The organism is Solibacillus faecavium (genome assembly GCF_014836905.1).
GTDB lineage: Bacteria > Bacillota > Bacilli > Bacillales_A > Planococcaceae > Solibacillus > Solibacillus faecavium.
The window spans coordinates 669,369-683,716 of record NZ_JACSPZ010000001.1 but is presented as its reverse complement, the minus strand read 5'-3'; the positions used below and the strand labels follow the sequence as shown (position 1 = coordinate 683,716).

General features: G+C 36.5%; 5 protein-coding genes. All 5 read left to right on the top strand.

The genetic code is table 11. The features are described 5' to 3' along the window. The first annotated feature begins 15 nt into the window (after positions 1-15). The 5 genes from H9635_RS03305 to H9635_RS03285 all read left to right on the top strand — a co-directional run bounded on the left by H9635_RS03305 (position 16) and on the right by H9635_RS03285 (position 14,344). Positions 16-2,790: an S-layer homology domain-containing protein gene (locus H9635_RS03305; RefSeq protein WP_191698713.1), complete on the top strand. Its 2,775-nt coding sequence runs from the start codon at positions 16-18 to the stop codon at positions 2,788-2,790. Between the two features lie 177 nt (positions 2,791-2,967). Next, a complete protein-coding gene (locus tag H9635_RS03300; RefSeq protein WP_191698712.1) occupies positions 2,968-5,886 on the top strand; it encodes an S-layer homology domain-containing protein in 2,919 nt (972 codons plus the stop codon). A gap of 333 nt (positions 5,887-6,219) precedes the next feature. Further along, positions 6,220-6,882 carry an S-layer homology domain-containing protein gene (locus H9635_RS03295; RefSeq protein ID WP_191698711.1) on the top strand — a complete coding sequence of 221 codons (663 nt, stop codon included), beginning with the start codon at positions 6,220-6,222 and terminating at the stop codon, positions 6,880-6,882. 397 nt (positions 6,883-7,279) lie between these two features. After that, a complete protein-coding gene (locus H9635_RS03290) occupies positions 7,280-9,844 on the top strand; it encodes an S-layer homology domain-containing protein (RefSeq protein ID WP_191698710.1) in 2,565 nt (854 codons plus the stop codon). A 405-nt stretch (positions 9,845-10,249) separates the two neighbouring features. Further along, the gene (locus tag H9635_RS03285; RefSeq protein WP_191698709.1) at positions 10,250-14,344 is read left to right on the top strand and encodes a hypothetical protein; all 4,095 of its coding nucleotides are present in this window, start codon (positions 10,250-10,252) and stop codon (positions 14,342-14,344) included. Positions 14,345-14,348: the final 4 nt, after the last annotated feature.

The following is a 14,348-nucleotide window of genomic DNA, read 5'->3' as shown; positions in this document are numbered from 1 at the left end:
TTGGAGGAATTACATATGAAAAAAAATACTAGATTTCTAGCATCAGCAACAGCTGTTGTTCTAGCATCTACTGCAATTGTTCCAGTAGCTAGTGCAGCATCATTTTCAGATATTAAAGGAAGCGGTCATGAAAATGCGATTACTTCATTGGCGGAACAAGGGATCATTGGTGGCTATCCGGATGGTACGTTTAAGCCTAATCAAAATTTAACGCGTTCAGATGTGGTAAAGCTTTTAGGGAAATATTTAGTTTCATTAGGTCATAAGGTACCGGAAGATTACAAAACGAAAATGCGCTTTACCGACTTAACGGCAAAATCTCAGGATGAACTTCTACAGTATGCGGCATTAGTAAAGGATGTCGGTGTATTCCAGGGGAGTAATGGTGCGCTTATGCACCGTGATCAGTTGCGTCGTGACCAAATGGCAACTGTTTTAGTGCGTGCTTTTAAAGTTATTAATGAATATGACTATGTAACGCCAATGCTTGATTCGGAATATAGATCAAATATTAGTGATTTATCACGTACATCAGATGAGCATCAGGAGTCGATCAAAACGCTTGCTTATCATGGTGTCACGAAACAATCAACATATAACCCGAAAGACCCGACAAAGCGTGGTCAGTTTGCTTCTTTCCTATATAACATGTTGTTAGTAGAAGTACCTCAACCAGAGCCAGAAAAGCCGGTATTAACGATTAAGACAGTAGAGGTACAGGCAGCGGATAAACTGCGTGTTGTATTATCAGATGACAAAGCTTATATTGTAACGTTAAAAACGCCATTAGTAGAAAATGTTGAAACTGAAGTAACTTTTGAAGTAGGGGAACAAAGTTTTACGACAAAGGTAAAATTTGAAGTACCGGATTTAAAAATCTCTTCTGTTACAAATCCGAACGGTGGGCAAATTGCTATAGCGTTTAATCAGCCGGTAAAGCTAGGGACAGAGTTAAATACAGCGGCTATTAATAAGCTTGTAGCAGTAACAGGTATTGATCGCCTTGGACAAGTACAATTATTAAAAGGACAACTAAGTGAAGATAAGCGTACATTAACAGTAACAATTAATGCGACAACAGGGATGGAAGGTCGCTATCGTGTAGTAGTTGATGGGATAGAATCAGCAACAGCGAAAAAGCTCAATAAATATGATGATATTGCGACATTTGTAGCGGATAAAACAGCTCCAGCAGTATTGAAAGTGGAAAATGTCGCTGCAACTAAAGTAAAAGTAATTTTTACAGAGCCGGTTACAAATCCGATTGGCGTTACACAGTTTAAATTAGCGGATGGCTCAGTTGTTTCCGGAATTCAGGGTACAATTGAAAAAAATGCAACGGAAGTTATTTATGATTTATCTGCAGCTACAGCCCGCGGTCAGCTTTTGGCACCAGGTACTTCAATTACGGTTACATTTGGGACAATCGTTGATATTGCGAATAATTTATCTTCGCCAAATCCATTAACAACGTACATCTCAAAAGGGGATAAAGACGGCGTTGTACCGAATTTAGTGAATGTTACACAATTAGGAGCAAAAAAATTTAAGCTGACTTTCTCAGAAGAGATCCGTACAATCGTACCTGCAGATATTTCAATTGTCCAAAATACGTATTCTCCAGGGATTTCAAGTGTCGTTATAGATAAAGAAGATTCCAAATCATTTATTGTAACTACAAATGGCTCTTTAAATGGCTATACAACTATTTCGACAACACCTGGACGTTATATTACAGATTTGTCCGGTGAAGTGAATGTATTTTCAACGGCATATAACTTTGTAGCGGATACGACAGTTCCTTCTATTGTAAGTACAAATGTAGTGAAAGATAAAGGTATTGAGTATTTGGAATTTGCATTTGACAGAAATGTAGAGACAGCGGCATTCGCTCAAGTAAATCTAACAGGCAGCTATATTTTGAATGGCTATACGTATCCGCTCGCTGCGCCTTTAGTAGGACAGCTGGAAAAATCAGCTACTAATGATAAAGTTGTCCGTGTACGTTTAAGTACGCTAACGGGAGTTACAACAAATGCAGGATACACATATTCGGTAGGCGCTACATTTACAGGTGTGATGAGTGAGTATGGGCAGGCGGTAAACCCTGCATACCAAGTAAACTTTACGCGAGGCGCGGACTTTGCACAAACAGAAGAAAAACTTTCTTTATTAAGTGTTGAAACTGCGTATAATGCAAGACAGGGATCAAGTATTGACAATAAAACCATTGTCCTTACATTTTCTACACATGTGGATGGTGTATCAGCATCAAATCTACAAAACTATGCGTTAGACGGTGTGACGATTCAGCGAGCAATCGTCAATCATAATGAGCCATATAAAGTGTATTTAACACTTAAAGAGGGCGATATTATTTATGACCGCGGTACAAATTTAACGGTTAGTAACTTACGGGCTTTAAATTCTATTGTGTCGATGGATCCGCAAACAGTACTTGTTTACTTGAAGGAAAATATCGCACCGCAATATTTAAATACAAATGTTTCGGGCTTTGATACAATTACACTGACATTTAATGAAGCAGTGAAAAATGCATTAAATAACTCGTTTGAAGTGAAGGTAAATGGAACTGTAGCCCCAATAGCGCAAGTATATATGACAGGACAGTCAAGCAATCAGGTTTCCATACGTCTAGCACAGGCCTTAACAGCAAATCAAATAGTAGAAGTTACGCAAACAGCAACATCGACTATCAGTGACATTTCGAATAATAAATTAAATCTCTCACCAATACAGTTTACGGTTCCTCAAAATATAAACTTCTAATATTTGGAGCATATCTATTTCAATAGATATGCTCTTTTTCTTGCTTTATAATACTTTTGAATTAACTTATTTAAAAATAGTTTATTTTCTAACAATTAGTGGAATCGCATACTTTGTAAGCGTTTTAGGAAAATTACAGTAATTTTACTGTGTTAGATTACTAGGAGGTTAATTACTATGAAGAAAAAGTACCGAAAATTTGTAGCATCAGCCGCAACGGCCACTTTAGTTGCCTCAGCAATTGTTCCTGCAGTAAGTGCTGCCAGTTTTTCCGATACAGCAGGAAATACACATGAATTAGCCATTGAGTCCCTTGTCAGTCAAGGAATTATTTCAGGATACCCGGACGGGACATTTAAGCCTAATCGTACATTAACTAGATCAGACGTGGTGAAATTATTAGGTAAATACTTAGTATCACAAGGTTATAAGGTACCCGCTGACTATAAAACAAATATGCGTTTTACCGATTTACGCAGCACATCACAGGATGAGCTTTTACAGTACGCTGCATTAGTGAAAGATAATGGTGTATTCAATGGAAGTAACGGCAGATTACTACCAAACGATTCTATTACACGTGAAAATATGGCAGTTGTTTTAGTGCGTGCCTATACAAACATTAATGGTTTTGACTATGTAGGTCATGTACAGAAGCAAAATTTCAAAGAAGATGTTGTCGATTATAATGCAGCGAAAGCAGAGGCTCGCTCAGCCATAAGAGTATTGGATTACTATAATGTGACAGGGGTACCAAACTTTAATCCAAAAGGCTCCACTACACGCGGTCAGTTTTCATCATTCTTATTTAAATTGCTGCAAGTAGAAGCACCAGAGTCAAATTTCAAAGCAGTAGAAGTAGTAGATGCCTCGACATTAAGAGTTACGCTTGAAGATGATACTGTTCATACAGTGAAATTGGATACGACTCTAGAGGAAGGTAAGGAGACAATCGTTACTTTTGATATTGCAGGAAAAAAATATACAGCCACTGTAACTTACAAAGCAAACTTGACAGTGAAAACTGCGGAAGTAACAGGAGCCAATACATTAAAAGTAACATTAAGTGATAATTCTGAGCATAACGTTACGTTGGAAAATAACCTTCCTGAAAATGAGGAAACAACTGTTTCGTTTAAAATTGATGGGAAAGATTATACAGCAAAAGTTACGTATACCGTGACAGAAGTGAAAGTGGCTTCAGCAAAAGCGCTAAATGGCGGTCAAGTAGAAATTAAATTTAACCAAAGAGTAAATCTCCCAGCTAACTTAACACAAGCACAAATAGCGAACTACATCACTATAACGGGTGTGGATAATTCAAATCCAATCTCATTTACACAGGGACAATTAAGTGAGGATGGTCGTACCTTAACCATTTCAACAAATGGAATCGCACCATTATCAGGTCGCTATGTCGTAAAAGTAAAAGATGTAAAAAATACAGCAGGTACATCGGTAACACCGTATGATGAAATTATCAACTTCGGAACAGATACTGTTGCACCTACATTGATAAGCACAGTCAATAGAGATGCCAAAACAGTCCGCGTCACATTCTCGGAACCATTACGTTCATTTAGTAATAGTAGTATTACATTTAGACTGGCAAATGGAACGAATGTAACAGGTATTACTGGAGACATTGGAACAGGAAACTGGTATGCAGATTTTGATTTATCAAATGCTATGGTAAATGGACAACCACTGGCTGCTAATACGCCGATTACTGTAACATTTGCAGGTTTACGCGATATTGCAGGGAATTTTAGTTCACCGAATCCATTAACTACTAGTTTTACAATGGGTGGAGCTGATGGTGTGAAGCCAACGCTTGCAAGCATTTCACAAACAGGACCTAGAACGTTCAAACTGACATTTTCAGAACGCATCCGTAAGCCGGCAATTGCAGATTTAGAATTACGGTTAGGTACTTCTATTAATCCTATTACTGCTATTGATGAGGTTCCTGGTGACAATCAATCATTTACGATTACTGCTACATCTGATTTGAATGGCGTATACAATATTGGAACAGCTCCTGGCAGAACAATTACAGATATTTCAGGGGAAACGAATACATTTGCCAATACACATTCATTCACAATCGATAGTGCTGCACCGGAAGTAACAGCTACAACAGTAACGCGAGATGGAAACTTCGAATATCTAGATATTACTTTGAATAAGGATGTAAGCTTAGTTGCGGCATCACGTGTAACCGCTTCAGGTAACTACGTAAAAGGCGGCGTTACACATACCTTCAACGGAACAGCAACAAACCTTGCATATAGAGACAATAATAATCGTTCAGTATTACGTGTGAAGTTAGACGATTTATTAGGCGATGGCGATGCCGATAATGCTACTTATAATGTAACATTATCATTTACAGAATTGAAAAGTGCATATGGTGTCAATGCTGGAAATAAGGCTGTGACTTTCCAACGTACAACAGATTATGCAAACAATAATAATGTATTAGAAACACCAGCTGTCACAACATCAACGACAGATCCAACATTAACTAACGATCAAGTAAGATTAGTGTTTAATCACGATCTTGACGCGAATACAGCAGCTATAGCAAGCAATTATTCTATCCCAAATGCTAGAGTAACGCATGCTCAAATATCAAGTGGGGCATTAAATACAGTCACTTTAACACTGGCACCTAATGAAACAACGTCAACAGGTCCACGTAATTTACTTATTAGTGGTGTGAAGGCGAAAGATTCAGTTGCATCACAACCAAATTTAACAGCAGAAGTGAGTTTAAAAGAAAATATTCGCCCAGTACTAAATGCAGCAGCATTCCTATCAGCCAACCAAATTGAACTGACATTTAGCGAAAATGTAAGCGGACTGGGTACGGATTCATTTGTAGTTGAAAATGCTTCAGGTACAGCGCTCGGCATTGCATCAGTAGCTTCATCAACAACAGGCAACAAAGTAACAGTAACATTAACAGATAACCTTACAGCAGGTACAACCGTAACTGTTAAAAAAGGTGCTGGGATAGGAACTGTAAAAGATGAAGCGGGTAATCCGGTAGTGGATACTTTTAATATACCAACATCTTTAGTAAGTAATTAATATTTATAGAGAATCGAATAAAGCTGATACTATATGAATTGATTGGAGTGAAGGGGCGACTCCTGGGGGAATAGCACGACGCCTGAGACTACAGGCTCAGGCCGTGCCCCCGGAAAGCGTCCCCGGAACGGAAATCAATTTTAGTAGAAGCAGAAAAATATCCATTTTTTCTTTGGAAAAATGGATATTTTTCGTTTTGTCCCAGGCTCTTTTCTTTTTTGTACCAGCCAATTTGTTACTACATCGGGATAAGTATAGAAAGTACAATATACATTTATAGGGAAATGTATTGTATAATTGCGCTAATGCTTTAATAGAAAGGAAATTATAGAGATGAAAAGAATATTTTACACAACCATTATTACTCTGGCTCTCATAGTTGCTACAATTATTCCGTTAACGGGATTGTCTGTTGAAGCGTCTACTAAAAATCCCTTTACTGATGTGAAAGAATCCAATTCACATGCAAAAGCTATTTTAAACTTATATAATAATGGAATTATTACGGGGACGACAGCAACTACCTATGAACCGGGAAAACCGGCGACGCGTGGAGAAGCAGCCCTATTTTTAGCAAATGCGCTAGGGCTAAGGGGAATTGCTGATCAGAAAACTTTGTTCAAAGATGTCCCTTCATCAAGCAAATACTATGATGCAGTAACAGCATTATCAAATGTAGGGATCGTCAATGGATATGGTGATGAATTTAGACCGAATGCGACTTTAACACGTGCTCAGTTAGCAAAAATGTTAACAATAGGTTTTGAATTACTACAATCTACTCAGACGAAAACGAAATTTATGGATGTCAATAAACTTACTGATGAAGCAACAAAACAGTATATTCAAACGTTAGTAGATTACGGAATTACAAAAGGTACGACAGCCACTACTTTTAGCCCGAATATGAAACTGACGCGCGGGCAATTGGCAACATTTTTATATAACGCAATTGAGGCTAAATCAGATGACTTAACGGTTATTAGTGTGGAATAGATTTTGAAAATATACACTTGAGAGAAAGTAGACTCAAGTGTATTTTTGATGAATATTATCAATAAAGCCGGGCAAAAGTAGAAACTCTTTGATGAGAAGTAGAAAGTTACGTGTACAAAGTGGAACTTTAACGGAGAAAAGGTGACACATTAAAGAGGAAAGTAGAATCATTACTTCGAAAAGTAGAAATTACCTCGGTTATTAGTCACCGCTCTTTTCAAACTAAGCAAAAGATAGAAACAGATTCAACTATTACCATCGCACTATACTAGCCTTCATGCTACACTTTAAATGAAATATTACTATTCTATTAAAAATTGTATTATTCAATGAAATAACAGGGAATATTCGGTATAATTTATAACGTTATTGAAAAAAAAGGAGGGAATTCGTTCTAATGTCAAAAATTAAATCAGCACTGTTAGCCTCGCTGTTATTTTTCTCTACTGCATTACCAGGTGCAACTTATGCAAACGTAGAAGGAACAGTCGAAGCTGAAAATCCAACAGTACAAATTCCACAAACTACTACAAATCAAACGACAAGCTCCGTTGAAAATACTGTCGAGCAACAGGATACAGTGACGGCTGAAAAAGATGCGACATCAAGTTCCACTGAAGTACAGCCTGAACAATTGAACAGTCCTACACTGGCTCAGCCTGAAGCAACAACACCTGAAAAACCAGCAATAACGGAAGAACAGGACGCTTCTGAAAGTACAGAGCAATCAACAGCAGATACAGAGCAAAACAATACAACAGAGCAACCAGCTAAAGCGCAACAAGCAGGCTCTCATTTAACGGTTAAGCAAAAACTTGCAGACGTTCCAAATAGCTTTTGGGCAAAAAATGAAGTAATGCAACTTGTTGAAATGGGTGTTATCGGCGGTTATCCGGATGCAGAATTCCGTCCAAACTTAAATATTAACCGTGGCCAGGCAGCAAATCTTTTTAAAGGCGCACTAAAGCTTCCTGACGCAAAATATCAAAATAAGTTTTCGGATGTTAGTAATAAATCGAGTTTTTTACAAGGGGTATTCTCTACATATAATGCAGGTATTTTCGGTGGTAAACCGGATGGTCGCTTCGGTGTATCAGATGCATTAACTCGTGAACAGATGGCAACTACTTTAGTACGGGCATTTGACTTAAAAGATACTGGAGCAACATTAACATTCAAAGACTGGAACAAAATTAGTGAATCACATCGTGAAAATGTAAAAATCCTTGCTCAGCATGGTATTACTACAGGTCGTGAAGACGGTACGTATGATCCGAAAGCGACTGTAAATCGTGTGACATTTTCTGTGATGCTTCACCGGGCACTAGTTGCAACTAATAAAATTACTAAAAATGAATATACAGTACAAGCAGCGGATGTTTCAAAGACTTTTAAAATCAATCGTACAGAAATGAATTTTGTGCAAGTAACATCTGATACAAATCCTCTTTATCTTCGTTCAACAGCACCGATTGCATTTAAAGGAACAACGACTGAAACTTACGGTGTTGCGAAAGATACGATTTATAATTATGCAGTCGGCAATCAAGGCGCAACTGTAAAGGTGACAATCCGTGCACTGGAAAACGGTGATGACTTTGTATTTACTACTTTAACTAATAAAGGCAGCTCAAAATTAACAGTGGATTTATTCCATAAAGCGTCAAATGTAACGAATTATCGTTTATACCGTTATGATCGTTTCCCGATTTCGAAAAATGCAAATGATGTATTTGGCTATGATTCATCATCATACCCTACAGGTCTTATGCGGATTATGTCGAATGAAAAGCTGGCAACAGATCGAATGGTAGGACAAGCTTATCGCTCAAAACAGTTGACACAAAGCTATAAAGATACAGGCGGTACAAGCTATATGCGTGACCTGCAATCAGAATATGAGGCATATTCTTACGCGTTGTTAGGTGAAGAGCTATTTAGCTTCTATACGTTAACATCAAATGGAAATGATATTGTTGATACGTGGTATATGGATTCAAACGAACGATTATTTAAAACGGATGAAAATATGAATGGTTGGATGCTTGAAACAGCTCTAAACTATAAAAAGCGTAACAGCTGGTATACTGCAGAAGGTCCATTCAATAAAATGGCTACAACAACAGAGCCAATGCCAAAATCATATCAAGGTTTTGGACGTAATCTACTACTAGTTAAAGAGGATCGAGCCCTTGTATTATTTAAAGAACAAGGCGATCGTTATTTTGCGAACGTAGTGAAAAACTCATTTATCAGCTTAGATAAATTTAAAGGTGATGCACCTTATTGGAAGACAGAAGTAACAAGTACGTATTTAAAGAACTTGTACGATATAACAGCACCATTTATTGATACACGCTTTAATGAGCAAATTGCGTTATTCTATTATAATTCTGGTGCAGAGTTTAATATCCCTAATTATAAAGAACCGTTACGCAATTACGCTGACCTTTTAGCATCTCGTAAAGCGGCAGGACATGTTATAAATATTAATAGCAATGCCTATTATATTTCGGATTACTTCCCGGTTAATCAGCAAGTAACAACACATGCTTCCATGAACCATTTACTTGGTGGAATGAATATTTTATTATTAGCTTATCAGGAATTCCAAGATACAAAATATTTAGAAGCCGCAACAGCAGTTAGCCGTGCATTACAGATCGAGAAAAATAAATGGATCCGTGCAAATGGTGATATTTGGTACCGTGTCAATGCGAAAGGCGAATTTGCAGGCGATGATTATCAACATTTAACGCTTGAAGACTTAATTAACTCATATAAATACTGGAAAGATGTGGATCCATCGCAATTACCATTATATGAAGAAATGATTATTTCAAAAGCAAATTATTTATCGGTTAATCAATATGGCTATACGATGAAAATCAAAAATGGTCTTGAGGAAATCGGAATGTCCGACTATCTACCAGCAGGCCAATTATATACAGACGCATTATAATGAAGGAACACCTATTCTTAATTGGATAGGTGTTTTTTGGTTTATAAATTAAAATCTGGAAGACGTTATTCGCTAAAAGTGGCGATTATACTTGAGGAAGTGGCGAATAAAAATTAAATTTGTCTATTAAATGGTAAATTGACGATTATATCATGCAGAGTGGCGATTAAGAAAGCCGGATTGACGAATATGTAAGTCAAGTTGACTATTAAGTGTGTACCTTTGGCGAATAAAGCAAACCAAATGTCGAATATAATATCATCTTATAATTTCTTACCAAAAGACCCTTTTCCTCACCCCCTCGTTCCATCAATATTAACTAAAAAAATGTGAAAATTTGCCGATAGTTATACTAGGATTATGAACGAGTATCGGAGAAATACCTGAAAAGGAAGGGATTACACGATGAAAAAAAATTTGAAAATGGGATTAATGGCAGGTCTACTAATCACACCGGCAATCGTCGCACAAGCTGGGGAAGTACAGGCAAGTGAAACTTCAACACCATTTAATGTTGTAGCTTCTATTACTGCAGAAGATTTATTAAATAGTTTTAAGGTAGCAAATGAAGGATTACCAAGTGACAATATTGAACAGATTGAACAGGGTATTAAAGTGGAGAGAACTAAATTTAATACGATGTCTGATGACGAAAGAACTATTTTAGGTGATTCTAATGTTAAATTAATTGATACTAAAATTAAGTATTTAGAAGGTTTTATAGAGGCTAGAAAAGATGCCGTATCTTTATCTAATTTAGTAGGCAGATTAACAACAAAAAACAAGAATTTAGTTTCAGATACAAATCAAGCTTTAGTAGAACTTCAAGATTTAAAGGATAAATTAAATAAATTATCAACAGATTTAAGTACGGCAGCCTCTGAAGCTGTTCTTACTTCTACTGATTTTCTTTCTACCCTTAAATATTACGATGGTAATGGAGAGGGCAAATTTATTGAACAATTTGTTACTCGAGAATTGATTGAAAAATTAGATGATAAAAAAGAAGAGGTAGAAAAGATCGATTCCTTTATCAAGGAATCAATTACGCCAATAATTATTGCTTCACAAGCAGACATTCTAATAAAGGATACGTATGTGAGCGCTGTTGAAGTTGCACGAGAAGCATTTGGTGACATACTGGATACAGATATGTTTAAAGAAACCTTAAAAATTCAAATAGTTAAGGACACAGTAGGAATCGAGCAGTTTATTAAGGATGCAGAATTAGATATTACAAAAGCCAAATCTGTAGAAGATAAAATAGAGGCTATTAAAGTAAATCCTCCAACTGTGACAACATTTAACTCAAAAGTAACTGCGATTGTTACGGAATATGAGAAATTGTCTGCACTCCAAAAAGCGTTAGTTACCAACTATGATGACATGGAGAGTTACAACAATGCTCTAAAAATAGTCACTGAAATCACACGTTTATCTAAACTTGCAGCAAACTCAGATATACTACGCTTGGATTTACCAAACGTGGTGAAGGTTTATGAAGAGCTTTCGACTGTTGAAAAAGATTTTATTACGAATGCTGATAAAATAATAGAAATGCAAACGTCAATAGAAAAAGCAATAGCAGTAGAAGGGAAAATTACTGCTATAAAAGTAGAAAATGCAACAACGGCTGTCACTGATGCTAGAAAAGCTTACAACGATTTATCTCCAACCGAGCGGAAATATGTATTAAAAGAAGCATTGGAATTACTCACTTCATGGGAAAAATCTTCTTCAACTGCAGCAAACGTTATAAAATTAATTGAGGGTATTAAAACAGATATCCTCCTGAATCTGGATGACAAAAATTTAGCGGATACGAAGAAGTTATCGAGTGTAACAAGCTTTGTAACGAAAGTACGTTCTGCTGAGTCATCATATTCGAAAGTTATAGCAGAACACGGAAAACCTGAAACAAACGAACAAAAACTTATCACAAACCGAGCACGTCTCGAAGCGTTAATGCCAATTGCTAATATTGCTGATCAGGTAGCAAAATTAAAAGTAACAAGCGCAACATATGCGGATGATTTACTTACAGCACAAAATACATTGAACGATTGGGATACAATTAAAAGTGCAATTCCATTAGATGATGCAAAATATATCGAAAAGCTTCACGGTTTTTTGAAGACTCACTTACAAGCACTAAAAGATGAGCAAGCATTAGCTGTTAAATTGGATGCCGATATTCTAACGTTAAAAAATGCGACTTCTATTGATTTACAACAAATTTTTACAATACGTGAAACATATAATTCTCTATCATCAAACGGCAAACGCTTAGTAAAAAATATAAAAACATTAACTGATTTAGAGCGAGCAAACAAGTCTGCCCTAGATACTATTAAGGCAATCGATGCAATTGATGTAAAAGCCAAAGACTTTGCTCGTAAAACAACTACAGTTGAAACGTCTTACAATAAATTAACAGCACCGATGAAAGCGATTGTCTACAACTATGCAAAACTAGAAGAGTTATTACCAATAGCAAAATTAATGCAAGAAATCGATGCAATCCGTCCAACAGCAAAAGATTTCAAAGAAAAATTATCAACTGCTAAAAATAAATTCGATGAATTATTGAAAGGATATATAGTACCTACAGATCCAACAACGAATTTAGATATCATTAAAACAAAGCTTCATACTGACTATGGTCAGAAACTAACAGAATTCCAAGCGGTAGTCACATCTGCTTCTACAATTGAGCAAAGAATTGATGCTTTACAAACGAAGTCTGGGGAAGGATTTATAACAGATTTAGCAGAAGTATCTACTTTGTATAAGGGGCTTGATTCGACAGCAAAACGCAATGTAAGTAATGCAAAGCTGCTAACAGACTTAGAGCGTGATTATAAAGCGTCCTTACGAGTGATTGAGCAAATCAATAAACTTCCTGTTCACACAGATCGCTCATACTCAAATAAGGTTTCGGCTGCTCAAAAAGCTTATGATCGTTTAACGGACAAGCAAAAGAGAGATGTATTTAACTATGATTCAAAGCTGAAAAATATTTTAAAAGCAGCAAACTTAATTGACCGTATTGAAAAATTACGTGTAGGCTCTAAAACATATGAAATAGATGTAGCCGCGATACGCGCAGAATATGCTTTATTGTCACCAACAGAGCAAGAGTTAGTACACAATATAACAAAACTTGCGACAGCTGAATTGGGTGTTTCAAATGCAAAAGAAGTAATGGCTTTAATCGATATCGCAATTCCAACAGCAGAAAACTATATTCAAAAGTTAATCGATGCGCGCAATGGTTATGACAGTTTATCAAAATCAGATCAAAAGCTCGTTATGAACTATAAAGATTTAACAACTCGCGAACGTGCAGTGAAGCCTGTTTTAAAATTGGATTCAGATATTTTAGCTTTAGACCCATCTAATGCGCGTACCTTTATATCAAAATATAATGCGGCTGGTAAAGCTTATGAAAAATTGTCGATATCTGAGCGTGCATTGTTATTAAATACAGAGCAGTTTTTAGGCGATTTCACTTCAATATTTAAAGTAATGAATGCGATTAACTCGATTAAACCGTCAAGCAAAACATTTGTTGAGGAAACACAAGCGGCAAGAGCTTTATTTAATGCATTGCCAGCGAACTTAGTGGCAAAAATATCAAATTTAGCGACATTGCAGGAGCATGAACTAAATGTAGAAGGTGGCGCTAAAGTAGATGCGATGATTCGAGCTTTGAATACAGTACCACCAAATGAATTTATTTCGAAAATAAAAGAAGCGCGCGAAGCCTTTAAATCGTTAAATTCTGCAAACAAAAAAGGTGTTACTCTAGAATCCGAACTAAAAGAGCAAGAGAAGTATATTAAGCCGATTGAAGCGGCAATTAAGGCAATTGATGGTTTAAGCAATCCAAGAAATGATTTAAGCCGTCAATTCAACACGGTTAATAATGCTTTAAAAAAATTGGATGACAAACAAAAGCAATACGTTACTAACATGGACCAGTATTCAAATTTATCTAATGTCATTCACGTATACACATTAATTGCAGGCTTGAAGCCGAATGATAAGTACTTCCAAGGAAATATGGAAGCGGCAAAGCTGGCGTATGACCGATTATCGGAAGAAGAAAAACTAAAAGTTACAAATTACTATAAATTACAGCAGGCCGTACTTGATATGACTGAAGTACAAAAAGTGACGACAATTATTGCGTCATTAAATTCAACATCAAGTAACTTCGAAACAGATGTAACGGAAGCATTGGCTGCATATAAAGCTCTTCCTTCTGGATCGAAGCGTCAAGTATTAAACTATTCGGATCTGCAGCAAGCTGAAAGAGATTTAAAGGCAGCACAACGTGTCATAAAGCAAATAGATGATTTGGATTCAACGTTAAGAACATATGCTTCAAGAGCAAAATCAGCAAAAACAGCTTACGAACGCTTAACAGTAAATCAAAAAGCATTAGTGAAAAATTACAACAAACTACAGGCGGCTATTTTTGATTTAGGACTGTAAGAGA